Annotated in this window: 22 protein-coding genes, 1 tRNA gene and 1 pseudogene; 14 read left to right on the top strand and 10 right to left on the bottom strand. The window is 69.0% G+C overall.

Annotation, left to right across the window (positions count from 1 at the left end; genetic code table 11):
• Positions 1 to 19 precede the first annotated feature (19 nt).
• A complete protein-coding gene (locus ACNR9W_RS14145) occupies positions 20 to 298 on the bottom strand; it encodes a DksA/TraR family C4-type zinc finger protein (protein WP_111299765.1) in 279 nt (92 codons plus the stop codon).
• Between the two features lie 148 nt (positions 299 to 446).
• Between ACNR9W_RS14145 and ACNR9W_RS14150 the strand changes: the two genes are divergently transcribed.
• The 7 genes from ACNR9W_RS14150 to ACNR9W_RS14180 all read left to right on the top strand — a co-directional run bounded on the left by ACNR9W_RS14150 (position 447) and on the right by ACNR9W_RS14180 (position 5,689).
• On the top strand, positions 447 to 959 hold the full coding sequence (locus ACNR9W_RS14150) for a TRAP transporter small permease subunit (protein WP_419270118.1): 513 nt from the start codon (positions 447 to 449) through the stop codon (positions 957 to 959).
• The gene (locus tag ACNR9W_RS14155; RefSeq protein WP_419270116.1) at positions 949 to 2,271 is read left to right on the top strand and encodes a TRAP transporter large permease; all 1,323 of its coding nucleotides are present in this window, start codon (positions 949 to 951) and stop codon (positions 2,269 to 2,271) included. Before ACNR9W_RS14150 ends, ACNR9W_RS14155 begins: the two co-directional genes overlap by 11 nt.
• Positions 2,272 to 2,308: 37 nt before the next feature.
• Positions 2,309 to 3,394, top strand: coding sequence for a TRAP transporter substrate-binding protein DctP (gene dctP, locus ACNR9W_RS14160; protein WP_419270114.1), 1,086 nt, complete (start codon positions 2,309 to 2,311; stop codon positions 3,392 to 3,394).
• A 108-nt stretch (positions 3,395 to 3,502) separates the two neighbouring features.
• The gene (gene ihfA, locus ACNR9W_RS14165; protein ID WP_111299768.1) at positions 3,503 to 3,805 is read left to right on the top strand and encodes an integration host factor subunit alpha; all 303 of its coding nucleotides are present in this window, start codon (positions 3,503 to 3,505) and stop codon (positions 3,803 to 3,805) included.
• Between the two features lie 15 nt (positions 3,806 to 3,820).
• Positions 3,821 to 4,390, top strand: a complete 570-nt coding sequence (locus tag ACNR9W_RS14170) for a MerR family transcriptional regulator (RefSeq protein WP_419270112.1) — start codon at positions 3,821 to 3,823, stop codon at positions 4,388 to 4,390.
• A 79-nt stretch (positions 4,391 to 4,469) separates the two neighbouring features.
• Positions 4,470 to 4,547, top strand: a tRNA-Pro gene (locus ACNR9W_RS14175).
• Positions 4,548 to 4,618: 71 nt separating this feature from the next.
• A complete protein-coding gene (locus ACNR9W_RS14180; RefSeq protein WP_419270110.1) occupies positions 4,619 to 5,689 on the top strand; it encodes a 2'-deoxycytidine 5'-triphosphate deaminase in 1,071 nt (356 codons plus the stop codon).
• On the opposite strand, the gene ACNR9W_RS14185 is transcribed toward ACNR9W_RS14180, so the two are convergent.
• The 8 genes from ACNR9W_RS14185 to ACNR9W_RS14220 form a co-directional block, all read right to left on the bottom strand.
• Positions 5,686 to 6,792, bottom strand: coding sequence for a THUMP domain-containing class I SAM-dependent RNA methyltransferase (locus tag ACNR9W_RS14185; protein ID WP_419270108.1), 1,107 nt, complete (start codon positions 6,790 to 6,792; stop codon positions 5,686 to 5,688). The two genes, ACNR9W_RS14180 and ACNR9W_RS14185, sit on opposite strands and share 4 nt — an antisense overlap.
• A gap of 40 nt (positions 6,793 to 6,832) precedes the next feature.
• Positions 6,833 to 6,985, bottom strand: a complete 153-nt coding sequence (locus ACNR9W_RS14190; protein ID WP_419270106.1) for a hypothetical protein — start codon at positions 6,983 to 6,985, stop codon at positions 6,833 to 6,835.
• Positions 6,986 to 7,002: 17 nt separating this feature from the next.
• Positions 7,003 to 7,677, bottom strand: a complete 675-nt coding sequence (scpB, locus tag ACNR9W_RS14195; protein ID WP_419270104.1) for an SMC-Scp complex subunit ScpB — start codon at positions 7,675 to 7,677, stop codon at positions 7,003 to 7,005.
• A complete protein-coding gene (locus ACNR9W_RS14200) occupies positions 7,661 to 8,485 on the bottom strand; it encodes a segregation and condensation protein A (protein ID WP_419270102.1) in 825 nt (274 codons plus the stop codon). The genes scpB and ACNR9W_RS14200 overlap by 17 nt, the downstream gene beginning before the upstream one ends.
• Before the next feature lie 49 nt (positions 8,486 to 8,534).
• A complete protein-coding gene (nagZ, locus tag ACNR9W_RS14205; RefSeq protein ID WP_419270100.1) occupies positions 8,535 to 9,515 on the bottom strand; it encodes a beta-N-acetylhexosaminidase in 981 nt (326 codons plus the stop codon).
• A 4-nt stretch (positions 9,516 to 9,519) separates the two neighbouring features.
• Complete coding sequence (locus tag ACNR9W_RS14210; RefSeq protein ID WP_419270099.1) at positions 9,520 to 10,653, bottom strand: SPOR domain-containing protein; 1,134 nt, start codon at positions 10,651 to 10,653, stop codon at positions 9,520 to 9,522.
• 72 nt (positions 10,654 to 10,725) lie between these two features.
• The gene (argS, locus tag ACNR9W_RS14215; protein ID WP_419270097.1) at positions 10,726 to 12,468 is read right to left on the bottom strand and encodes an arginine--tRNA ligase; all 1,743 of its coding nucleotides are present in this window, start codon (positions 12,466 to 12,468) and stop codon (positions 10,726 to 10,728) included.
• 68 nt (positions 12,469 to 12,536) lie between these two features.
• Positions 12,537 to 14,426 (bottom strand): cation:proton antiporter, encoded by a 1,890-nt coding sequence (locus ACNR9W_RS14220; protein WP_419270095.1) that lies wholly within the window; start codon positions 14,424 to 14,426, stop codon positions 12,537 to 12,539.
• Positions 14,427 to 14,667: 241 nt separating this feature from the next.
• Between ACNR9W_RS14220 and ACNR9W_RS14225 the strand changes: the two are divergent.
• Positions 14,668 to 16,284, top strand: a pseudogene (locus ACNR9W_RS14225) (DEAD/DEAH box helicase); the annotation flags it as partial.
• Between the two features lie 515 nt (positions 16,285 to 16,799).
• Positions 16,800 to 18,338 carry an apolipoprotein N-acyltransferase gene (gene lnt, locus ACNR9W_RS14230; RefSeq protein WP_419270093.1) on the top strand — a complete coding sequence of 513 codons (1,539 nt, stop codon included), beginning with the start codon at positions 16,800 to 16,802 and terminating at the stop codon, positions 18,336 to 18,338.
• 6 nt (positions 18,339 to 18,344) lie between these two features.
• Here the strand turns inward: lnt and ACNR9W_RS14235 are convergent, their stop codons facing one another.
• Complete coding sequence (locus ACNR9W_RS14235; protein ID WP_111299791.1) at positions 18,345 to 18,974, bottom strand: DnaJ domain-containing protein; 630 nt, start codon at positions 18,972 to 18,974, stop codon at positions 18,345 to 18,347.
• Positions 18,975 to 19,056: 82 nt separating this feature from the next.
• Between ACNR9W_RS14235 and ACNR9W_RS14240 the strand changes: the two genes are divergently transcribed.
• The 5 genes from ACNR9W_RS14240 to ACNR9W_RS14260 all read left to right on the top strand — a co-directional run bounded on the left by ACNR9W_RS14240 (position 19,057) and on the right by ACNR9W_RS14260 (position 24,752).
• Positions 19,057 to 19,308: a BolA family protein gene (locus ACNR9W_RS14240; RefSeq protein ID WP_419270091.1), complete on the top strand. Its 252-nt coding sequence runs from the start codon at positions 19,057 to 19,059 to the stop codon at positions 19,306 to 19,308.
• A 79-nt stretch (positions 19,309 to 19,387) separates the two neighbouring features.
• Positions 19,388 to 20,356 (top strand): class II fructose-bisphosphatase, encoded by a 969-nt coding sequence (glpX, locus tag ACNR9W_RS14245; protein ID WP_419270089.1) that lies wholly within the window; start codon positions 19,388 to 19,390, stop codon positions 20,354 to 20,356.
• 74 nt (positions 20,357 to 20,430) lie between these two features.
• Entirely contained in the window at positions 20,431 to 22,167 is a 1,737-nt protein-coding gene (gene recJ / locus ACNR9W_RS14250; RefSeq protein ID WP_419270087.1) for a single-stranded-DNA-specific exonuclease RecJ, read from the top strand.
• Positions 22,168 to 22,263: 96 nt separating this feature from the next.
• Complete coding sequence (locus ACNR9W_RS14255) at positions 22,264 to 22,956, top strand: metal-dependent hydrolase (protein ID WP_419270085.1); 693 nt, start codon at positions 22,264 to 22,266, stop codon at positions 22,954 to 22,956.
• Positions 22,953 to 24,752 carry an aminopeptidase P family protein gene (locus ACNR9W_RS14260; RefSeq protein WP_419270084.1) on the top strand — a complete coding sequence of 600 codons (1,800 nt, stop codon included), beginning with the start codon at positions 22,953 to 22,955 and terminating at the stop codon, positions 24,750 to 24,752. The genes ACNR9W_RS14255 and ACNR9W_RS14260 overlap by 4 nt, the downstream gene beginning before the upstream one ends.
• Positions 24,753 to 24,800: the final 48 nt, after the last annotated feature.

Here is a 24,800-nt window from a genome sequence, read left to right on the forward strand (position 1 = left end):
CCCATCGACGCCGACCCTGCTATTTCAGCAATGCGTCCTTGCTGGCGCGCCGGTTCATGCCGCCTGCCGGCCTCCGCGTGCGGTCATGGCCGGACTGGCAGCCCACACACAGCTTGACACCGGGCTGCGCCTGACGGCGCGCCTCCGGGATCGGATCGTCGCATTCCGCGCAATGGGTGGCGCTGTCCCCCTGCGCCGCACGCCGGGCCGCATTCAGGCGGGCGCGGGCCACGGCCTCGGCCGTCGAAATCTCGATCTGTTCGTTCACCGCGTCGTCGCGGGCCCATCCGCCAGCCATGTCAGTCTCCTCACGTCACCTCTCCTAGATGGGGCAGGTCGGGCGGCTTTGCAAATGCGGCCGCCATTGACAGGGGCCGGGTCAATGGAAAGACTGCACATGATGCAGGTGCAGAAAATGCCTGCCGCTCTGGGGAGGGCTGTGAGTTTTGGGGATCGTCCGTCTGTTCGACGGCATCAATGAGGTCGTCGGCCGGATCGTGTCGGTCGTCGCCCTGATTTTTGCCGGCATCATCATCTATGACGTCTTCATGCGCTATGTGCTGGGACAGCCGACGCGATGGGCCTTTGACGTCTCCAAACAGCTTTACGGCTTCTATTTCATCATGCTGGGCGGCTATGCGCTGCGCCACCAGGCGCATGTGCGGGTCGATCTGCTGACGGCGCGGATGCGCCACGGCCTGCGCCGGTGGGTCGAGATCGCGGGCTATGCGATCTTCTTCTTTCCCTTCGCCTGGATCTTCGCCACGCACAGCTGGACCTTCGCCATGACCTCCTGGCGGCAGGGAGAGTTGACCTATGGCGCCGTGCAGCTGCCCGTCTATCCGCTGAAGATGGCGATGTTCGCGGCCGCCTGCCTGCTGCTGATCCAGGGGGTCAGCGAGGTGCTGAAGCTGCTGCTGGACCGGACCGACGAAGCGGGATCGCGCGATGTCGGGTGAATCGATCGCGCTGATCATGTCGGGCCTGCTGGTGCTGGGCCTGTTCATGGGCCATCCGCTGGCCTTCGTTCTGGGCGGGACGGCGGTCCTCGGCGCCTTCATCGCCGGCAAGCCGATGGTGCTGGGCATCGTCATCAACCGCATCTTCGGCGACGTGCTGGACAACTATGTCCTGATTGCGATCCCGCTCTTCGTGCTGATGGCGCGCTTTCTCTCCGACAGCGGCGTGACCGACCGCATGTTCGAGGCGCTGCGCCACCTGATGAGCCGCGTCACCGGCGGGCTGGGTCTGGCGGTCGTGTTCATCTCGATCCTGCTGGCGGCGACGACGGGCATCATCGGCGCCTCGATCACCGTCATGGGGATGATGGCGCTGCGCCCGATGCTGCAATACGGCTATGACAAGCGGCTGGCCACGGGGCTGATCGGCGCCTCGGGCTGCCTGGGCATCCTGATCCCGCCGTCGATCATGCTGATCCTGATGGCCTCCTATGCACCGGGCCTGTCGGTGGGCCAGCTGTTCGCGGGCGCGATGATCCCGGGGCTGCTGCTGGGGGTCATGTACGCGATCTATGTGGTGATCATCGCTTGGATGCGCCCCGATTGGGCCCCCAAGGTGACCGAGGCAGACAAGATCAGCCGCGCCGCCATGTGGAAGATGCTGGTCATCGAGGCCGTGCCGCCCCTGATCCTGATCCTGGGCATCCTGGGTTCCCTGCTGGCCGGCATCGCCACCGCGACCGAGGCCAGCGCCATCGGCGCGCTGCTGGCCCTGCTGATCGTCATCATGCGCGGCCGCTTTCAATGGGCGACCTTCTATTCGGCGCTGCTGGAAACCGGGCGGACCAGCGCGATGATCCTGTTCATCGTGGTGGGCGCCACCGCCTTCACAGGCGTCTTCAACATCACCGGGGGCCTGCGCGCCAGCCAGGACCTGATCCGCGGCCTGGCCGACGACCCCTATACGCTGATCGCGGTGATGCTGCTGGTGGTCTTCATCCTGGGGATGTTCCTGGACTGGACCGGGATCGTCCTGCTGTCCTTTCCGATCTTCCTGCCGCTGGTCGGAGAGATGGGGATCGATCCGCTGTGGTTCGTCGTCCTGATGGCCGTTGTGCTGCAGACCAGCTTCCTGTCGCCGCCCTTCGGCTATGCGCTGTTCTACATGCGGGCCATCGCCCCGCCCGAGGTCAGCACGACCGACATCATCATGGGCGTGCTGCCTTTCATCGTCATGGTGCTGCTGATGTGCGCCGCGATGATCCTGTTCCCCGCCCTGGTCACCTGGCTGCCGCTGACGCTCTACGGCTGACCGGGGCCGTCCCGTTTTTCATGAGGAGGATGAAAAGATGAAACACCTGCTGACGACCGCCGCGCTGGCGCTGGCCACGGCAAGCCCTGCCCTGGCCGAGAACTGGACGATGACGACGACCTGGCCTTCCAGCCTGGAGCTGATCGAGATCGACAAGCACTGGGTCGATCTGGCCAACAAGCTGGTGGACGACGACAAGCTGACGATCGAATTCTACGAGGGCGGCAGCCTGGTCCCGGCCGGAGAGGTCTTCGGCGCGGTCGAATCGGGCACCATCCAGGCGGGCGCCGACTGGCCGGGCTATTGGGCGGGCCGCAACAGCGCCTTTTCGCCCCTGGCGACCACGGCCAGCCTGTTCAACGCGGTCGATTACGTGAACTGGATCCAGGAATGGGGCGGAGACGACCTGTACAATGAGGTCTATGGCCAGTTCGGCATGGTCTATCTGCCCTATGGCGTCACCAACAACGAATCGGGATTCCGTACCGTCAGCCAGCCGATTCGCACGCTGGAGGATCTGGCCGGGCTGCGCCTGCGCCTGTCGGGCCTGGAACAGGGCAAGCTGCTGGAAAAGCTGGGCGGCAACCAAGTCAGCATGGCAGGCGGCGAGATCTATCAGTCGCTGGAGCGCGGCGTGATCGACGGGGCCGAATTCTCGACCCCGAACGTCGATTTCTCGGGCGGCTTCCAGCAGGTGACGAAATACTGGTCGACCCCCGGCTGGCACCAGTCCTCCTCGGTCTTCGGGGTGATGATCAACAAGGGGGCCTGGGACGCGCTGGACGAGGAGACGCAGGAGCGGCTGAAGATCGCCGCCGACGCGACCATGCTGTGGAGCCTCAGCTTCACCGAGAAGCGAGCGACCGAGGCCTATGGCCAGTTCACCGAAGCCGGCACCGAGATCACCCGCCTGGACGATGCAGCCCTGGAACGCGTGCAGCAGCTGGCCAACGAGACGATCCAGGAAGTGGCCTGCGAAAACCCGATGTCGGCCAAGGTCTATGCCAGCCAGCTGAGCTATCTTCAGGATTATGCCACCTGGCGTGACGCCTCGGCGCCGTTCAACCTGGGGCGGACCCCGGACGGTCCGGACCTGGCCGCGATCGAGGCCTGCGCCCAATAATCGCATCCAGCACCATCGCAAGTGTCGGGCGGGGAACGATTTCCCCGCCCTTCTCGTTGACAGGGCAGGCAAAGCGCACCATCCTTCACGCAACCAAGAGGACCGACAATGGGCGACAAGACTCTGACCCGGATGGATCTGGCCGAAGCGGTGTTCCGCGATGTCGGCCTGTCGCGGCACGAATCGGCGCAGCTTGTCGAAAGCGTGCTGGACCACATCTCGGACGCGCTGGTGCGCGGCGAGCAGGTCAAGATCTCGTCCTTCGGCACCTTCTCGGTCCGCGACAAGAATGAACGGATCGGCCGCAACCCCAAGACCGGGGAAGAGGTGCCGATCACCCCCCGTCGCGTCCTGTCCTTTCGCCCCTCGCACCTGATGAAGGACCGCGTGGCTGCCGGCAACAAGCGGTAAGGTCACCTTCACAGGATGCAAAAGGGCGCAGAGGCATTCCGGTCGATCGGCGAGGTGGCAAGCCTGATCGGCGTCGCCCCGCATGTGCTTCGCTATTGGGAAACCCAGTTCCCCCTGCTGCGGCCGATGAAGCGCCCCGATGGCCGCCGCTATTACCGCCCCGCCGACTTGGCGCTGGCCGCCGGCATCTGTGAATTGCTGCGCGATGAGGGGCTGACCATCCGCGGCGCACGTAAGCTGATCGCGGCCGACCGGGGCGAGGCGGTGCGGGCGCGTGGATTGGCGCGCCTTGCGGCGCTGCCGGATGTCGCAGCCGGTGTCGATGTGCTGGACGACGGGATCGCCCCGCCCGCGGCGGACCTGGTCAGCGCGGATCTGCCTGAACTGTCCCTGGCCGACATGCCAGCCGATCCCGTGCTGCCGGCCAGCCAGCCCCCTGCCCTGTGCCCGCCGCCGGCCCTGTGGCTGTCCCGCCTGACCAAATTTGCCCGGATGCTGGAGGGGCTGACGCCCTCCGACCCGCGCTGGCCCGCCGCCCATCCCGTCGCGCTGCGCCTTGGCCAGGCGATGTTGCGGCTGTCCTGACAGGGCGCTGCAAATTGGGCAAGATTTCCGCACGGCAGCCCTTGTGCATCCCCGCCCGATCGCACTATACGAGGCGCGTCGGGCCGTGGCGCAGCCTGGTTAGCGCGTCCGTCTGGGGGGCGGAAGGCCGAGAGTTCGAATCTCTCCGGCCCGACCATTCCGAAAACGCCCATCCCTTTTCAGGGGTGGGCGTTTCCCTTTTCTGCTCCTCGGGTCATGGAGACCAAGATGAACGGTGTCCTGCCTGACAGCGAGATCCGCGAACTGATCCGCACCGGCGCGATCGCCGCCGACAGCCCCATCATTCCCGAACAGATCCAGCCTGCCTCGCTGGACCTGCGGCTTGGCACCCAGGCCTATCGGCTGCGCGCCAGCTTCCTGGCCGGACGCGGGCGCCGCATCGCGGACAGGCTGGATGATTTCTGCATGCACCAGATGGACCTGTCGAATGGCGCCGTGCTGGAACGCGGCTGCGTCTACCTGGTGCCGCTGCAGGAGCGCATCAGCCTGCCGCCGGGCCTGTCCGCCGTGGCCAATGCCAAATCCTCGACCGGGCGGCTGGACCTGCTGACGCGCCTGGTGACCGATGACGGGACCGAGTTCGACCGCCTGCCCGAAGGCTATGACGGCCCCCTCTATGCCGAGATCTGCCCGCGCAGCTTTTCGGTCCTGGTGCGTCCGGGCATGCGCCTGAACCAGCTGCGCCTGCGGTGCGGACAGGCGGTTCTGACCGATGCGCAGCTGGCCGATCTGCACGCGCGCGAGCCGCTGGTCGGCGACGGGCAGGCGCTGATCGACCATGGCTTGGGCTTTTCGGTCGACCTACGTCCGGCGGCCGGCGACCTTGTCGGCTATCGCGCCCGGCCGCACAGCGGGGTGATCGACCTGGACCGCATCGGCGAATACCCCGCCGCCGAGTTCTGGGACGAGCTGCGCACGACCGAGGGCCGCCTGATCCTGGACCCCGGCGCCTTCTACATCCTGGTCAGCCGCGAATCGGTGGCCATCCCCGCCGATTACGCGGCGGAGATGGCGCCCTTCCTGGCGATGGTCGGGGAATTCCGGGTGCATTACGCCGGCTTCTTCGATCCAGGCTTTGGCATCGGCGCCACGGGCGCAGGCGCGCGGGGCGTGCTGGAGGTCCGCTGCCACGAGGCGCCCTTCGTGCTGGAACATGGACAGGTCGTGGGCCGGCTGGTCTATGAACGCATGGCCGCCCGCCCCGAGCGCCTCTATGGCGAGGGGATCAAGTCCAACTACCAGGGCCAAGGCCTGAAGCTGGCCAAGCAGTTCCGCTAAAGCGGCCCGGTCTGCCACAGGCGGACCTTCAGCCCGCCATGCGCCACGATTGGTCCCGGGGCCTGCCAGGGCAGGCCGGTCGCCTTTGCAAGCCCCGCCTCGCTGGTGACGATGCCGACGCGCCAGCCGGGGAAGCGGCTGCGAAATACTTCGCCCATCTGCGCATGCAGGCCGAACAGGGGCCCCTTGTTGCCGATCCGGGCGCCATAGGGCGGGTTCACGATGACGATGCCGGGGGCGCAGTCGGGACGCTGAAGATCGGTGATCTGGCAGGTCTGGAACTGCGTGATCCCTGTCACTCCGGCACGTTCGGCATTCGCCTGGCTCATCCGCACCGCGCCGGGATCGCGGTCGCTGCCGAAGAACTGCGCGGGCGCCGGGCGCGGCGCGGCATCGGCTTTCATCCGCGCCCAAGCTGCGGCATCGAAATTGGCAAGCTGCTGAAAGGCAAAGGCGCGGCTGCGGCCCGGCGCCAGGCCCAGGGCGATCTCGGCCGCCTCCAGAACGAAGGTGCCCGAGCCGCACATCGGGTCCAGCACCGGCTGGCTGCCGTCGAAGCCCATCTGCGCCAGAAACATCGCGGCCATCGTCTCGCGCATGGGGGCCTTGGCGACGGCCTCCTTGTGGCCGCGCTTGTGCAGCGATTCGCCGGTCGTATCCAGGCTGAAGGTGACCAGGTCGTCCTCGATCCGGGCCTTCACCGTCATCGGCGCATCGGCGGCCAGCGGGGCGCCCAGTTCCTCGGTGATGGCCCGCTCGATCCGCTGCGTGGCGGCGCCGGCGTGGTAGATCCGGGAGGCCTTGCAGACCGTCTCGACCTTGACCGGCAAGTCGGGGCGCAGCAGGTCGCCCCAGGGAAACTTGCGGGCACGCTTGTCCAGCTGCGCCAGGTGCATCGCGCGGAAACCGCCGACGCGGGCCAGCACGCGGGTCGCACCGCGCAGCCACAGGTTGGCACGCCACACATCGCTCCAGCCGCCGCGGATGGTGACGCCGCCGGGCTGGATCACCGGCTGCCAGCCAAGGGCCGCAGCCTCGGCCGCGAGGGGCGCCTCAAGGCCGGGCGTGGCGACCAGGAAAATGTCGAAATCGGGAATGTCCATCGCGCAGCCCTAGCGCGCGCCGCGCGAAAAGGCGAGAGGCTCAGCGGCGGATCAGGCGCGCCAGCATGTGCATCCGCCGGACCAGGTCCCGCGTCTGCCGGCTCCCGCCCTGCCCCCGTCGCGCCCTGCCCGCCATGCGCTTGCTGCCCCAGGTCATCGCGAAGCGGGCGAACATGTGGAGCAGCTGGTTCATGTTCATCGGCACAGCTTTCAGTCGTCGTCGAACAGGTCGTCGGCGGGGTCCGCGCCGCTGTCCCCCACGTCGATGTCGGCATCCTCGGGATCACCCGCAAGGGGCAGCGCCAACCCCTCCGCAGGCGGACGCGATTCCAGCAGGCCAGCCGCCCGCAACTCCGACAGGCCCGGCAGGTCGCGGGCAGATTCCAGCCCGAAATGGTCCAGGAAAGCCTCGGTCACGACATAGGTGGCTGGCCGGCCGGGCGTCATGCGGCGGCGGCCGACGCGCACCCACTCCATCTCGATCAGCTGGTCCAATGTGCCGCGGCTGACGGCGACGCCGCGGATCTCCTCGATCTCGGCCCGCGTGACCGGCTGGTGATAGGCGATGATCGCCAAGGTCTCGACCGCGGCCCGGGACAGGCGGCGGCTGTCCACCGTCTCGGCCTGCATCAGGAAGGACAGGTCCGGCGCGGTCCGAAAGGCATAGGCGTCGCCGGTGCGCTCCAGCACGACCCCCCGCCCGTCATAGCTGCGGCGCAGCGCGGCCAGCGCCTCGGCCGGATCGCAGCCAGCGGGCATCCGTTTCCCGATGTCGTGCAGCGACAGCGGCTGGACGGCAGCGAACAGGATCGCCTCGACCATCCGCTCCTGCTGGGCCAGGGGCGGCGGCGGGAAATCAGCGGCGGGATCAGGCGCGGTCGTCATGGGGTCGGTGCCGATAGCTGATGGGAGCAAAGGTCTCGGCCTGCCGTATCTCCAGCCGGCCTTGGCGCGCAAGCTCCAGCGAGGCGGCAAAGGTCGCCGCGGTGGCACTGCGGCGGCGCTTGGGATCGGAATGCCAGCCATCGGGCAGAAACACCGACAGGTCCGTCCATTCGCCGGTAAAGCCGATCAGCCGGCGCAACCGCTCCAGTGCCTGCTCCATCGTGAAGACGTCGTGGCGGTCGAAAGCATAGGGGCGGAACTCGTCGCGGGTCTTCAACCGGGCATAGGCGCGCATCAGGTCGATCAGCCCCGCCTGCCACTGGGTCTTGCGGCTGCGGGCCACGATCTCGGGGGCGCCGCGGGCAAAGCGGGACTGGCCAAGCCGGTCGCGCCCCATCAGCTGGGCGGCCACCTCACGCATGGCGGCCAGGCGCTCCAGCTGAAAGGCCAGATGCGCGGCCATGTCCTCGGCCGACGGGCCGTCGGCCTGGGGGTCGGGGGGCAGCAGCAGGCGGGATTTCAGGAAGGCCAGCCAGGCGGCCATGACCAGGTAATCGGCGGCCAGTTCGATCCGCAGGGCGCGGGCCTCCTCGACAAAGGCCAGGTACTGTTCAGCCAGGTCCAGCACGCGGATCTTCAGCAGGTCGACCTTCTGCGTGCGCGCCAGCGTCAGCAGCAGGTCCAGCGGGCCCTCGTAGCCGTCCACATCGACGATCAGCGCCTCGTCCGCGCGGCGCTGCGCCACCTCGGCGGCGTCGACGCCGTCGTCGGGCACGGGCTTCAGATAGGGAACCTTGGGCTTGGCCACGCTGTCTCCTTGGATCGGCCCGACAGGGTCAGGCCCGCCCGCCCCTCTGTCAAGCGGTCAGCGCGCGCCATTCGCCCATCAGAGCGGCGATGTCGGCCCGCTGGGGCGCCACGCGCCGGGCCAGGGCGGCTTCGGCCCGACGGCCCGCCTCGGCGGACATGGTGCCCGCGGCCGCCACGACCGGCTGCATCTGCGCAATGGTGCCGTTGCAGTGCAGCACCAGGTCGCACCCGGCGGCCAGCGAGGCAGCGGCCCGTTCGGCCTCGGTTCCCGACAGCGCGTTCATGGTGATGTCGTCGGTCATCAGCAGCCCATCAAAGCCGATGTCCTGGCGGATCAGCGCGATCATCCGACTGGAGGCTGTGGCCGGCGCGTCGTCCAGAGCGGGAAAGCGGATATGCGCGGTCATGCCCATCGGCAGGTCCGACAGCGCCCGGAAGGGCGCGAAATCCAGCGCCTGAAGCTCGGCCTCGGCCGCCTCCACCACGGGCAGGTCGTGATGGCTGTCGGCAACGGCGCGGCCGTGGCCCGGCATATGCTTGACCACCGGCAGCACCCCCGCCGCCAAAAGGCCATCAGCCGCCGCACGCCCCAGTTCGGCGACGCGATCCGGGTCCGATCCCAGGCAGCGATTGCGCAGGAAAGGATGCGTGTCGGCCTGCGCCACGTCCAGCGTCGGCGCACAGTTCGAATCGATCCCCACCGCCCGCAGCTCCTGGCCGATCAAGTGATAGCGCAGCCACATGGCTCGCAGGCCCGCCGCCGCCTGATCCAGCGGTGCCGGCCAGTCGATCCAATGGGGCGCACGCAGGCGCTGGACCCGTCCGCCCTCCTGGTCGACGGTGATGACGGCATCCCGCCCGACGGCCTCGCGCAGCTGGCCGGTCAGGCGGCGCAGCTGGTCGGGGCTGTCGACGTTGCGGCCAAAAAGGATGAACCCCCAAGGGTCGGCATCGCGGAAAAAGGCGACCTCGTCGGCCGTCAGCGACAGGCCGGCGATGCCGCCCAGGATGGTGGCGCCATGGCTCATGCGGTCACTGGCCCAGGGCCAGGCAGTCCGTTCCCGAGGATTGCAGCGCCGAACAGAACTGTCGCGCCTCGCTGATCGAACCAAAGCCGGCGACGCGCAGCCGCCAGAAGGTGCGCCCGTTCGACTGGTGCTGCTGGATGACCGGCGCCTTGCCGGAGAAGAGCGAGCCGTTGCGGCCGGCCAGGCGCTGCCACTCATTCTCGGCGATGGCGTTGCTGTCGAAGGCGCCGACCTGGACCAGCGGGCCACCGGCGCTGCTGGCGGCGGCGGGGCGTTCCACCGGCGCCTCGGCGGGGGCTGGGGCGGTCTCCACGACGGGCGTCGGCGCGGCGGCAGGTGCGACCGCGGCCACGCGGGTCACGGTCCGCGGCCGCGGTGCCGGGCGGCTGGAGGCGACCAGCACCCCGGGATCGGCCTCGGCCTGGGCCTGGGCCAGCGCCTCGGCAATGGCGACGGCCTGGGTCGGGACGCCATTCTCGTCCGTAACGACATCCGTGACCGGCCCCTCCGAGGCCGGGGCGTCGATGATGGCGGCATCGTTCACCGCCTGGTCGGCCAGCGCCCGTTCCGCGGCGGCGGCGGCCTGCGCCTCGGCCTGGGCGCGCGCCTCGCTGTCGGACAGTGGAACGATCGGCTCGCCGGCAAAGGTCAGGGGCGTCTCGGACGGGTTCGAGGGCTCGCGCGCGGTGGCGCCCAGCTGGCCCATGGCCACGTCATCCTCCGACAGTTCGACCGGGGCGGGGGCGATCGCGACCTCCTGGGCGGGAACCGCAGCCTCGCCGCCGGCCACGCTGTTGACCGCAAGGCCGGTGTGGTTCGTCAGCTGGCCCCCCGGATCTTCCGGCGTGGTGCGGGCCTCGCCCTCGATCGCGCGGATCACCGGCACGCCCGAGACATCGCGCGACATCAGCTGCCAGCCCCAGGCCATCAACCCGACCATCAGCGCGACCGAGGCGACCGCGCCCATGTAATGGGTCAGCCGCGCCAGCCGCCCGGTCAGGCCGTCCGCCTCGGCGCGGGGATCCGCCGCGTCCTGGTCCTGCGGGGCGTTCCAGCCCCCCTGGTCATAGGAGAATTCGCGCTTCACCTTGTGACGCGAGAACACATAGCCGCCTTCGCGGAAATCCATCACTGCCATGTCTGCCTGCCTGCCGGTTGTTCCGGATTAACTTTGCCTGCTCAGAGCCTCACCCGGCAGCGACGCTGTTCGTCAGCGCATTTCTTCTGCCGGAGTCACCCCAAGAATAGCGAGACCGCTTGAAATAACAACGCCAACTGCCCGGACCAGCGCAATTTTTCCTCGGCTGGTGCCGTGATCGCCATCCTGCACGAAACGCAGGGACGTGTCGTCATTGCCGCGATTCCACAGCGAATGCAGGTCAGAGGCGATGTCATAGAGGAAGAAGGCGACGCGGTGCGGCTCGTGCGCGCGGGCGGCATGTTCGACCAGCCGCGGCCATTCCGCGACCTTGCGCGCCAGTTCCAGCTCGGCGGGGTGGTTCAGGACCGACAGGTCCGCGCCGGTCAGGGCAGAATCGCTGACGTCGATTCCCGCCTCGGCCGCGCGGCGCAGGACCGAATGGACCCGGGCGCTGGCGTATTGGACATACCAGACGGGGTTGTCCTTGGACTGTTCCAGCACCTTGGCAAAGTCGAAATCCAGCGCCGCATCGTTCTTGCGCGTCAGCATGATGAAGCGGGTGACGTCGGCCCCCGCCTCCTCGACCACGTCGCGCAGGGTGACGAAGGTGCCGGCGCGCTTGGACATCTTGAACGGCTCGCCGTTCTTGAACAGCTTGACCAGCTGGATCAGCTTGACATCCAGGGGCACGCGCCCGTCCGACAGCGCCTTGACCGCCGCGTTCATGCGCTTGACATAGCCGCCGTGGTCGGCGCCGAAGACGTCGATCAGCTGGTCGAAGCCGCGCTCGATCTTGTCGAAGTGATAGGCGATGTCGGGCGCGAAATAGGTCCAGGCGCCGTCCGACTTCTGGATCGGCCGGTCCACGTCATCGCCATGCGCGGAGGAGCGGAACAGCAGCTGCTCGCGCGGTTCCCAATCCTCGGGCAGCTTGCCCTTGGGCGGCTCCAGCACGCCGCGATAGATCAGGTCCATTTCCTTCAGCCGGGCGATCGCCGCCTCGATCTTGCCGGTGCCGTAAAGCGCCTTTTCGCTGGAATAGACGTCCATCTGCACGCCAAGCGCCGCCAGATCGCCGCGGATCTGTTCCATCATGGCCTGGGTCGCGAACTCGCGGATCTCGACCAGCCAGTCCTCTTCGGGCTTGTCCAGCAGGCTGTCGCCGTATTTTTCCTTCAGCGCCGCGCCGACCGGGATCAGGTAGTCGCCGGGATAAAGCCCCTCGCGGATCTCGGGCTCCAGCCCGTTGGCCTCGCGATAGCGTTCATAGGCCGACCGCGCCAGCACATCGACCTGCGCCCCGCCGTCGTTGATATAGTATTCGCGCGTCACGTCATGGCCGGAAAAGGCCAGCAGGCGCGCCAATGCGTCGCCGAAGACCGCGCCGCGGACATGGCCCACATGCATCGGCCCCGTCGGATTGGCGCTGACGAATTCGATGTTGACCCGCTGGCCCGCGCCCATGTCGGACCGGCCGAATTCCGCGCCGGCCTTCAGCGCGGCCGCGACGACCTGCTGCCAGACGACCGGCGACAGGCGCAGGTTCAGGAAACCTGGTCCCGCCACCTCGGCCGCAGAGATGCGGGGGTCGGTCAGGCGGGCGGCCAGCTTTTCGGCGATGTCGCGCGGCTTCATGCCGGCGGGCTTGGCCAGCACCATCGCGGCATTGGTGGCCATGTCGCCATGGGCGGGATCGCGCGGCGGCTCGACCGTCACATTGGCCAAGTCCAGGCCCTGCGGCAACTCGCCGGCCTTGGCCATCTGGTCCAGCGCCTCGACGACGACGCCGCGGAGATCGGTGAAAAGGTTCATCTTGGGCTTCCTGATTGACCCCCGCGGGTTAACGCCTGAGGTCGGGGGAGGTCAACACATTGCCCCGCTCAGCTGCCCGTTTCGGCCTTTTCGCGATGCTGGCGCGCCACGTCGGCGGCCTCGGCGGCCAGATCATCCTCGCCACCGTCCTTCGGTGCCGACAGGGCCGGCGGCACGAAGGCGGTGATCCAGTCGCCCGATTGCACCGCGACCGGCTGATCCTCGGCATTGAAGCGCAGCGTCCCGGCCTTGGAGACGACGACCAGCGGCTCGGCCCCCGGACGGTCCGCCTGCCAGTCGTCAAGGTCGTATTCGTCCGACAGGCGGGTGCTGCGCAGGGTCCATCCCTCGGCCAAGCGCTGGTTCAGCGCGTCGAAGGTCGGCGAATTCGCCAGCCGCTGCCCGCCCAGCTGCGCCGGCAGCGCATGCCGGGACTGGTCGCGCACCCGGCTGATCTGCCAGACCGCGTCGCGGCCCAGTTCCGGCCCCAGGTCGGTGGCGACCAGAGTGTTGTAGGCATCGTTGTCCGACGCTGCCAGAACGGCCGGATAGGCAATGAACTCGACCTGATGCTCGGCCGCCTCGCCCAGGATGTCGCCGTAATAGGTCGGGATGGCCGCCTGCCGCGCCTGGATCAGATGCTGGCGGTTCGTATCGGCGATCAGCGTGCCGACGCCCGCCTTCTCCAGCGCCTGCGCCAGCGCCACCGCGAAAGGCGACCCGCCCACCACCAGCAGGCCCGGACGCTCGGGCCCCGACAGGCCAAGCCGCCGCGCCAGCGGCGCCAGGGTAAAGCCGTGGATGATCACCGTCGCCAGCACGATGATGAAGGCCAAGGGCGCCAGGGCCGCGCCGTCGGGAATGCCCGCCTCGACCAGCTTGTCGCCGAACAGGCCCGAGACCGCGACCATCACCACGCCGCGCGGACCGGTCAGCGCGATCAGCCAGCGCTCGTTCATCGGCAGCCGCGTCCCGATCAGCGGCAGCAGCACCTGCAACGGACGCGCCAGGGCGACGGTGAAGACCACGAACAGCGCCGCCCGCCAGGTCAGTTGCTCAAGGCTTGCGAAATCCAGGGAAGAGGCCATCAGCACAAAGACCCCCGAGACCAGCAGGATCGTCGCCTGCTCCTTGAAGCGGTGCAGTTCGGTGTAGGAGGACAGCTTCGCGTTCGCCAGCACCATCCCCATGATCGTGACGGCCAGCAGGCCGGTTTCATGCAGGACGCTGTCGGTGACGGCGAAGATGGCGATGACGCTGACGAACAGCATCGGCACTTTCATGTATTCGGGCACCCAGCCCCGCCGGAAGGAAAGGGCCATTGCCTGCCCCCCCGCCCAACCCGCCAGCGCGGCAAAGCCGATCCCGGTTCCCAGCAGCCAGGCCGCCGCGCCCATCGACAGGCCGGTTTCCAGGACCAGCACGATCTCCAGCAGCAGGACGGCGATCAGGACACCGATCGGGTCGTTGACGATCGCCTCCCATTGCAGGACCTGCGCGGGACGGGCCCGCAGCCGCGCCTGGCGCAGCATCGGGGCGATGACCGTCGGGCCCGTGACCACCATGACGCCGCCAAAGACCGCCGCCGCCTGCCAGGACAGCCCCACCGCCAGCCAAAGGACCAGCGCCGACAGCGCCCATCCAAGCGGCGCCCCCAGGAAGACAAGCCGCTTCACGGCGGGTCGGGCATCCCCCAGGCGGTGATATTCCAGCGTCAGCCCGCCCTCGAACAGGATGATGGCGACGGCCACGCTGATCAGCGGACGATAGATCGGCCCCAGGTCGCGGTCGGGAATGAACCAGCCCAGCACCGGGCCCACCACCAGGCCCACCCCCAGCATCAGCACGATGGCTGGCAGGCGGAACCGCCAGGCTAGCCATTGGGCGCCCACGCCCAGAACCCCCACCAGTGCCACCACCTGCACCGGGGTCAGTGCCTGCATCACATCGCCGTCCATGTCCGTCCCTTCGTCCGCGCCGTGCAGTCAAGCCAGCAGCGGCCGATCGGGTTCCGGGGCCCTTCACGCAAAAGATTGACGGCGCAGAGAGTTTGGGCTAGGCGATGCTGGCCTGCATCCGGCAGGCATCAAGGCGGGGCGTCCGTGACTGCGTCCCAACTTTGCCGCAGCGGCGCCACTGGAGCGCGCGGCATGGAACGCATCGCGCCAGAATTCGGCGCGGCTTAATGGAAAGCCCCGAATGACAAAATTTTCTGATCTGAAGCTTGATCCCAAGGTGCTGCAGGCCGTCCTGGAAGCAGGCTACGAGACGCCGACGCCCATCCAGCAGGGGGCCATCCCGCCCGCCCTGGAAGGCCGCGACGTCCTGGGGATCGCGCAGACCGGAACCGGCAAGACCGCCAGCTTTGTGCTGCCGATGATCACCATGCTGGGCCGTGGCCGCGCGCGCGCGCGCATGCCGCGCAGCCTGGTGATGTGCCCGACCCGCGAACTGGCCGCCCAGGTGGCGGAAAACTTCGACACCTATGCCAAGCACACCCGCCTGACCAAGGCGCTGCTGATCGGCGGCGTCAGCTTTGGCGAACAGGACAAGCTGATCGACCGGGGCGTCGACGTGCTGATCGCAACCCCCGGCCGGCTGCTGGACCATTTCGAACGCGGCAAGCTGCTGTTGACCGGCGTGCAGATCATGGTCGTGGACGAGGCCGACCGCATGCTGGACATGGGCTTCATTCCCGATATCGAGCGCATCTTCCAGCTGACGCCCTTCACGCGCCAGACGCTGTTCTTCAGCGCCACCATGGCGCCCGAGATCGAGCGCATCACCAACACCTTCCTGCATGCGCCCGAACGTGTCGAGGTCGCCCGCCAGGCCACGGCCAGCGAGACGATCACGCAGCGCCTGATCGAGCTGTCCCCCACCCGCCGCGACATGGCCGCCAAGCAGAAGCGCGACCTGCTGCGCGCGCTGGTCGATGCCGAGGGCGAGGCGCTGACAAACGCGATCATCTTCTGCAACCGCAAGACCGATGTGGACATCCTGGCCAAGTCGCTGGCCAAGCATGGCTATGACGCCGCGCCGATCCACGGCGACCTGGACCAGAGCCAGCGGACCCGCACGCTGGAATCGTTCCGCGACGGCAAGCTGCGCCTGCTGATCGCCTCCGACGTGGCGGCGCGCGGGTTGGACATCCCGGCCGTCAGCCATGTCTTCAACTATGACCTGCCCAGCCATGCCGAAGATTACGTCCACCGCATCGGCCGCACCGGCCGCGCCGGGCGACTTGGCACGGCCGTCAGCATCGCGACCCCCTCCGACGAGAAATACCTGACCGCAATCGAGGCGCTCTTGAAGAAATCCCTGCCCCGGGCCGAGATGCCGGCCGGCTTTTCGTCGGCCTCCAGCGCCCCCGCGCCCGAACAGCCGCGCGAGCGCGAGGAGCGCAAGGGCGGCAGCCGCGAGCGTCGCCGCCGGCCGCGCCGCGACGAAGACCGTACATCCGAAGCCGTCGTGGATCTGGCCGTGGCCGAGCCCCAGCCCGAAGCGCGTCCCGAACCCAAACCCGCCGAGCCCCGTGCCGAACAGCGTGCCGAAGCCCGCGCCGAGCCTCGGGCCGAGAACGGTCGTCGGGATGAGCCGCGCCGCGAGGAACGTCGTGAGGAGCGTCGCGAAGATCGCCGGGGCGATCGTCGGGATGACCGCCGCGACGGGCGCCGGGGCCGTGATCAGGAGGGTCGTGGCCATCAGGTCATGGGCATGGGCGACCATGTTCCCCAGTTCATGCTGGTCGAGTTGCGGACCGCAGAGATGACCGAGACGCCCGAAGACGTGCCGGCGCAGCCCGCTGCCGCCGAGGCGGCCGAGCCTGCCCCCACCCCGCGCCGCAGCCGGGGACGCCGCAAGTCCGAGGCCGCCGCGCATGAGGCCGTGACATCTGAGGCCCGTGCACCGGAGGCCGCCGCGCCTGCCGCAGAGCCCGAGGCCCCGGCAGTTCCGGCCGCAGAGGCTCAGCAGCCGGTCACGGAAGCGCCCGAGCCTCAGGCCGATGCGCCCGTCGCGGCGCCCGAGGAGGCATCGGCCAAGCCGAAACGCCGTGGCCGCAAGAAAGCCGAGGCCGCCGAGGGGGACGTCGCCGACCAGCCAGCCCCGAAGCGGACACGCAGCCGCAAGGCCGCCGCCGAGGCGCAACCCGAGGCCGAACAAGGCGCCGAGCCTGCCGAGAAGCCCAAGCGCACCCGCCGCAAGAAGGCCGAGGACGTCCCCGCCGAGATGGCCGAGGCTCCGGCCGACAAGCCCAAGCGCACCCGCCGCAAGAAGGCGGACGCCGCAGAACCCGTCAGCCAGTCCAAGGACGCTGACGCCGAGGCGTGATGCGGGCGCGACGCTCCAGCCTGGTCCCGCCGCGCCTGGCGCGCCGGGGCCGCCCGCCCCTGCGCGACCTTGCGCCGGACCTGGGCCTCGGGCTGGTCGCTGCCCTTGGCCTTGCGCCTTTCGGCATCTGGGGGGCCACGCCGCTGGCCCTGTCTTTGCTCCTATGGCGGCTGGCGCGCGCCCGCGCCGCCGCGGTCTCTTGGCATGCGCTGGCTGCGGGCTTCGGCTGGTTTGCGCTGGCCCTCTTCTGGATCACCGAACCCTTCCTGGTTGATGTCGCCCGGCACGGCTGGATGGCGCCCTTTGCCCTGCTGCTGATGGCCTTGGGAGGCGCCCTTTTCTGGGCGATCCCCTGCTGGGCTGCGGCGCGGCTGGCGCGCGGCTGGCGCATGCAGGCGCTGGCGATCGCGGTGGCGCTGGCCCTGTCGGACTGGCTGCGCGGCTGGATCTTCACCGGCTTTCCCTGGGCAATGATCGGGCATGGGTGGATCGACACGCCGGTGGCGCAATGGGCGGCCTGGACGGGGGCATTGGGCCTCAGCATCCTGACCTTGGTCTTGGCCGCCCTGCCGGTCCTGCTGTGGCGCCCCGGCCGGTCCCCCGTCACGGCGCTTCTGCCGGGCATCCTGGCCGCGATCGTCCTGACCGGCGCCACTTGGGCCCTTGGGCTGGCGCGGCTGGCCTCCCCCCTGCCGCCGGACAGCCAGACCTCCCTGCGAATCGTGCAGCCGAATGCCGCGCAGCACCTGAAATGGGACCCGGAATGGGCGCGCATCTTCTTTACCCGCCTGCTGGACCTGTCATCCGAGCCGGGCGACCACGACCTGGTGATCTGGCCCGAAACGGCGGTGAACTTCCTGCTGGAGGACGCGACGGACCTGCTGCCGGTGATGACCGAGGCCGCCGGCGGGCCGCTGGTCATGGGCATCCAGCGGCGCGAGGGCAGCCGGTTCTACAACAGCCTGGCCGCGCTGGAACCAGGGGGCCGCGTCACCCAGGTCTATGACAAGTTCCACCTGGTGCCTTTCGGCGAATACATGCCCTGGGGCGACGCCTTGGCCCGGATCGGCATCGGCGCCTTTGCGGCCCAGCAAGGCAACGGATATTCCGCAGGTCCGGGCCCGGTGCTGATGACCGCGGGCGATGCCCCGCCCTTTCAGCCGCTGATCTGCTACGAGGCGATCTTTTCCCGCCACCTGCGCAACCTGGACGCGCGCCCCGCATGGCTTCTGCAGGCCACCAACGACGCCTGGTTCGGCCGCATCTCGGGGCCCTACCAGCACCTGGCGCAGGCCCGCCTGCGGGCGATCGAGACGGGGCTGCCGATGGTGCGCGCCGCCAATACCGGGGTCAGCGCGGTCATCGACGCGCGCGGCCGGATCCGCGACAGCCTGCCCTTGAACGTGGCCGGCCGGATCGACGCCCCGCTGCCTGGCGCCCTGCCCCCAACGCCCTGGAGCCGGTCCGGCGATCTTCCGGCGCTGCTGCTGTTGCTGGCGGCCCTGCTGGGCGTCGCCGCGGGCCGCCTGCGCCGCTGAACGGCCTCAGTCGCGGATGAAGCGGCTGTCCTTGATCTGGTCCCAGGCCCAGACAACTTCGGACAGGCGATCCTCGTCCGACCGGTCGCCACCGTTCATGTCCGGGTGCAGGTCCTTGACCAGCGACTTGTACTGCTTGCGGATCTCGGCGCGGGTCCAGCTGTCCTTGGCCTCCAGGATGTCCAGCGCCCGGCGTTCGGTGGGGGGCAGCTTGCGCGTGCTGACCTGCGCGCGCGCCTCGGGGGCGGTGCCGTTGGCGCCCAGGATCTCCAGCGGGTCGCTGACGCCGTGGCGGGCCCACTTGTCCTCCTGCGCCGCGCGGCCAAAGGGCTTGGTCGGGCGTTCCCAGACCGTCGCGTTGTCGATGAACTGCTGGAACTCTTCTTCGGACTGGCCCTGGAAGTAATTCCAGTTCGCGTTGTATTCGCGGACATGCTCCTTGCAGAACCAGAAATAGTCGTCGAGGTTCCGGGGGTTCTTGGGCGCCCGGTACTGGCCGGCCTCCTCGCAGCCCTCGCGCTCGCAGATGCGGGTCGAGGTCTCGAAGGCACCCGACATCCCGCGCCGGCCCTTGGACTTGCGCTTCTTGTCCTTGGCGGCCGAGATGTCGAAACCGAACGGGTCGTTCTTGCTCATGAAAGGGGCACCTTTGCGACTCGGAGGCGGCAGTTTATGCCATTTGGCGGGACATGAAAGACCTTGACGGAAGGATAAGTGGATGATCGCGGACAAGATGACGGAACGCCTGGCGGGGCTGAACCCCACCCTTCTGGAAGTGATCGACGAAAGCGAGAGCCATCGGGGCCATTCGGGCTTTCGCGAGGGCGGCGAAAGCCATTTCCGCATCCGCATGGCCAGCCCCGCCTTTTCCGGCCTCTCGCGGCTGCAGCGCCACAGGCTGGTCCATGCGACGCTTGGCGACATCGTGCCGCAGATCCACGCCCTGGCCCTGGAGCTGACGGAAAGCTGAACCGTTAGCGCCTACGGCCTTGCCGCACCCGGCGGCGGGTCTTAGAAGCGCGTATGATCTGATCAAAAGGGACGAGGACATGACCGCACCCAAGGATTTCAACGACCGCATGCTGTCTCTGGGACTGGCGCGCGTCAGCGAGGCCGCGGCCCACGCCTCGGCCCTGCTGATCGGCCATGGCGACGAAAAGGCCGCCGACCAGGCCGCCGTCAACGCCATGCGCGACCAGCTGAACATGCTGGACATCAAGGGTGTCGTCGTCATCGGCGAGGGTGAGCGCGACGAGGCGCCGATGCTGTTCATCGGCGAGGAGGTCGGCACCGGCGACGGTCCCGAGGTGGACATCGCGCTGGACCCGCTGGAGGGCACGACGCTGACCGCCAAGGACATGCCGAACGCGCTGACGGTGATCGCCATGGCGCCCCGCGGCACGCTGCTGCACGCGCCCGACGTCTATATGGACAAGCTGGCCGTGGGTCCGGGCTATCCCGTCGATGTCGTCAGCCTGGACATGTCCCCGGCCGAGCGCGTGCGCGCGCTGGCCCGCGCCCGCGGCGTGTCGGACCGCGACATCACCGTCTGCATCCTGGAGCGTCCGCGCCACGAGGACATGATCGCCGAGGTCCGCCAGACCGGCGCCGCGATCCGCCTGATCACCGATGGCGACGTGGCCGGCGTGATCCATTGCGCCGAGGCCGAACTGACCGGCATCGACATGTACATGGGTTCGGGCGGGGCGCCCGAGGGCGTTCTGGCGGCGGCGGCGCTGAAATGCATGGGCGGCCAGATGTGGGGCCGGCTGCTGTTCCGCAACGACGACGAGAAGGGCCGCGCCCGCAAGGCCGGGATCACCGACCTGGACCGCGTCTATTCCCGCGACGACCTGGTGACCGCGGACGTGATCTTTGCGGCGACGGGCGTGACCAACGGCTCGATCGTGGCGGGGGTCAAGCGCGAGCCCGGCTATCTGACGACCGAGACGATTCTGATGCGTTCGAAGACCGGATCGGTGCGGCGGATGATCTATCGCAACCCCGTCAAGGCCTGACCGGATCCGGGGGCGGCGCCCCCGCCCCTGTCCGGGGCTCCCCCGGGATACCTTAGCGAAGAAGAAGTGACAGCGTGGCATATCTGGGAATCGACAGCTCGCTGACCGGGCGGCGCTGGATCGGCCCGGAGGCGGATCTGGAACGCCGGGCCGAGGGCCTGGCGCAGCAGGCCGCGCTGCCCCTGCCGGTGGCGCGGGTGCTGGCCGAACGCGGCATCGCGCCCGACGGCTGCGACGGCTTTCTGACGCCGCGGCTGCGCGAGCTGCTGCCCGACCCCCTGAGCCTGCGCGACATGGCCAAGGCCGCCGAGCGCCTGGTCGAGGCGGCGGTCCAAGGCCAGCGGATCGCGATCTTTGCCGATTACGACGTGGATGGCGGATCTTCGGCTGCGCTGCTGCTGGACTGGCTGCACCGGCAGGGTCGCGAGGCGACGCTGTATATCCCCGACCGCATCGACGAGGGCTATGGCCCGAACGTGCCCGCCATGACCGGGCTTGCCGCAGCGCATGACCTGATCGTCTGCGTCGACTGCGGCACGCTGAGCCACGAGGCGCTGGCCGCGGCGCAGGGCTGCGACGTGATCGTGCTGGACCACCACCTGGGCGCAGAGACGCTGCCCCCCGCGCTGGCGGTGGTGAACCCGAACCGCATGGACGAGGATGGCAGCCTGAGCCATCTTTGCGCCGCGGGCGTGGTTTTCCTGACGCTGGTGCAGGCGGGCCGCGTGCTGCGGTCGCGGGGCCTGCCGGAACCCGACCTGATGTCGATGCTGGACCTGGTGGCGCTGGCGACGGTGGCGGATGTGGCGCCGCTGGTGGGCGTCAACCGCGCCTTTGTGCGGCAGGGGCTGGCGATCATGGCGCGGCGCCAGCGGCCGGGCCTGGTCGCGCTGTCGGATATCGCGCGGCTGGACGGGCCGCCGGCCGCGTTCCACCTGGGCTTCCTGCTGGGTCCTCGCATCAATGCTGGCGGCCGCGTGGGGCGGGCAAATCTGGGCGCGCTGTGCCTGTCCTGCCGCGATCCGCATCAGGCCGATGCGCTGGCCCGCCAGCTGGACGAGCTGAACCGCGACCGCCGCGCGATCGAGGCCGCCGTGCGCGACGAGGCGCTGGCGCAGGTCGAGGCGCGGGGCGAACAGCGCCTGTCCTGGGCGGCCGGGGCCGGTTGGCACCCCGGCGTCGTGGGCATCGTCGCGGCGCGGGTCAAGGAGGCGACGGACCTGCCCTCGGTCGTGATCGGCGTGGAAGGCGGCATCGGCAAGGGCAGCGCGCGGTCGGTGCCCGGGGTCGATCTTGGCCGCGCGATCCAGCGCCTGGCACGCGAAGGGCTGCTGCTGAAGGGCGGTGGTCATGAAATGGCGGCGGGCCTGACCGTCGAGGAGGCCAAGATCGTCCCCGCGATGGAGCGTCTGGCCGAGCTGATCGCCCCCGACCTGGCCGGCCGGACCGGGGGGCGCGACCTGCGCATCTCGGGCCTGCTGGAGCCGCAGGGTGCGACGCCCGCGATGTTCCGGATGCTGGAGGATGCCGGCCCCTTTGGGCAGGCCGCCCCGGCGCCGCGCTTTGCCTTTGCCGACCAGCTGATCGACAGCGCGGCCACCATGGGCGACCGCCACCTGCGCCTGCAGTTCCGCAGCCCCGGCGCGCCCGCGCTGGAGGCCGTGGCCTGGGGCGCGATGGACGGCCCGCTTGGCCCGTCGCTGATCGGCGCCCGCGGCCGGCGCTTTCACCTAGCCGGCAAGCTGGAACTGTCGACCTGGGGCGGGCGCGAACGTCTGCGGCTGCGCCTGGACGACGCCGCGCCGGTTTGAGCGGTCCCCGAGGCAACCGCATCGCCGGCCGGGGGGTTCTGGTCACGCGGAAGGGGCACCGCTAACCTGCCCGCGACACGGACAGAGGAGACTGCGATGCAACTGACCTGGCTTGGCCATTCGGGCTTTCGTCTGGAAATCGAAGGGGCCGTCATCCTGATCGACCCCTGGATGACCGGCAATCCCAGCTTTCCGCCCGAGGCGCGCGAGGCGGCCGTGAAGGGGGCGACGCATATCCTGCTGACCCACGGCCATGGCGACCACAGCGGCGACACGCTGGCGCTGGCCAAGCAGCTGAAGATCCCGGTGGTGGGCATCTTCGACCTCGTCAGCCACTGGGAGAGCGCCGAAGGGATCGAGGGGATCGGCTTCAACAAGGGCGGCACCGTGGACCTGGGCGGCGCCAAGGTGACGATGGTCAATGCGACGCATTCCAGCTCGCTCTCCGGGCCCGATGGGCCAATCTATGCGGGCCACGAATCGGGCTACATGATCGCCGGCGAGGGTCACGTCATCTATCTGTCGGGCGATACCGACATCATGGCCGACATGGAGTGGATGGGGGATTATCACAAGCCGGATATCGGCATCCTCTGCACCGGCGGGCATTTCACCATGGACATGGCCCGCGCAGCCTATGCGGCGCGGCGCTATTTCGACTTCAAGACCGTCATCCCCTGCCATTACAAGACCTTCCCGCAGCTGGAACAGTCGGCCCAAGTCCTGATCGACGGCTTGCCCGGCGTGCAGGTGATCGAGCCCAAGGTGATGAAGGCGATCACGCTATGAGTTTCCAGCGCTTTGACGACCCTGCCGGCGGCGGCGATCACGCGGCCCGGCTGACGGCCCTGCGCGCGAAGATGCGGGACCAGCAGCTGGCGGCCTTCATCGTACCGCGCGCCGATGCGCATCAGGGCGAATACGTGGCCGATGCCGATGCGCGGCTGGCATGGCTGACGGGCTTCACCGGCAGCGCGGGCTTTGCCATCATCACCCAGGAGCAGGCCGGCGTCTTCATCGACGGACGCTATCGGGTTCAGGTCCGCGCGCAGATCGACCTGCGGCATTTCACGCCCATCCCCTGGCCAGAGACGCGTCCGTCGGAATGGCTGCGCGAGGCCCTGCCGCAGGGCGGGCGGGTGGGGTTTGATCCCTGGCTGCACACGCGCAAGGAAATCGCCACGATGGAGGCCGCGCTGGCCGAACATGCCATCGCCCTGATCGCGGTCGAGACGAACCCGGTCGATGCCATCTGGCCCGACCGCCCCGCCCCCCCGGTCGGCGCGGCCCGCATCCACGACGAGGCGCTGGCCGGCGAAAGTGCCGCGCAGAAGCGGTCACGCCTGGCCGCCGAACTGAAGGCCGCGGGACAGGCGGCCGCCTTCCTGTCGCTGCCCGATTCGATCTCGTGGCTGCTCAACATCCGGGGCAGCGACCTGCCCAAGAACCCGGTGGTGCAGGCCTTTGCCGTGCTGTCGGACAGCGGGGATCTGGCGCTTTTCGCCGATCCCGCCAAGTTCGACGACAGCCTGCGGGCGCACCTGGGCAACCAAGTCTCGATCCTGCCGCCCGAGTCGCTCTCGGCCGCGCTGACTGACCTCGAGGGGCCGGTGCGCCTGGATCCCGGCAGCGCGCCTGAGGCCGCCTTCCGCATTCTGGAGGACGCGGGCACCAATGTCGTCCCCGGCCCTGATCCCGCGATCCTACCTAAGGCGCGCAAAAACGCGGCCGAGATGGCGGGCATGCGCGCGGCCCATCACCGGGACGGCCTGGCGATGGTGCGCCTGCTGGCCTGGCTGGACGCACAGGACCCCGCCACCCTGACCGAGATCGACGTGGTCCGGCAGCTGGAGGATCTGCGGCGCGAGGCGGGCATCCTCGACATCAGCTTTGACACGATCATGGGGGCGGGTCCGAACGGGGCCATCGTCCATTACCGCGTGACCGAGGCGACGAACCGGCATTTGGCCGAGGGCGACCTGCTGCTGATCGATTCGGGCGGGCAATACGCGGATGGCACGACCGACATCACCCGGACCGTGGCCCTGGGCCAGGCGCGGGGCGATGCCGTCGCACCTTTCACCGCCGTGCTGCGGGGGATGATCGCGCTCAGCCGCGCGCGCTTTCCCAAGGGCGTGGCGGGCGCGCATCTGGACGCGCTGGCGCGGCAGTTCCTCTGGGTCGAGGGGATGGACTTCGACCACGGCACCGGCCATGGCGTCGGCGCAGCCCTTTGCGTGCATGAAGGACCGGTGCGGATCAGCCGCGTCAGCGACATGGCGCTGGAGGCCGGGATGATCCTGTCGAACGAGCCCGGCTATTACCGCGAGGGCAGCTTTGGCATCCGGATCGAGAACCTGGTCGCCGTGACCGAGGCCGAGGCCGAGCCGGGCCGCCGCATGCTGGGCTTCGAGACGCTGACGCTCTGCCCGATCGACCGTCGGCTGATCGACCTGCAGGCCCTGTCACGGGACGAACGCGACTGGATCGACCGCTATCATGCGCAGGTACGCGAGGCGCTGATGCCGGATCTGCAGGAGGCTGAGCGCAGCTGGCTGACCGCGGCCACGGCGCCTTTGGCCTGAAAGGCCGCGCGCCGTGCGGGGGACAGGCAGCCCCCGGACGGCGCGCGG

This window comes from Paracoccus sp. T5 (assembly GCF_048538155.2).
GTDB lineage: Bacteria > Pseudomonadota > Alphaproteobacteria > Rhodobacterales > Rhodobacteraceae > Paracoccus.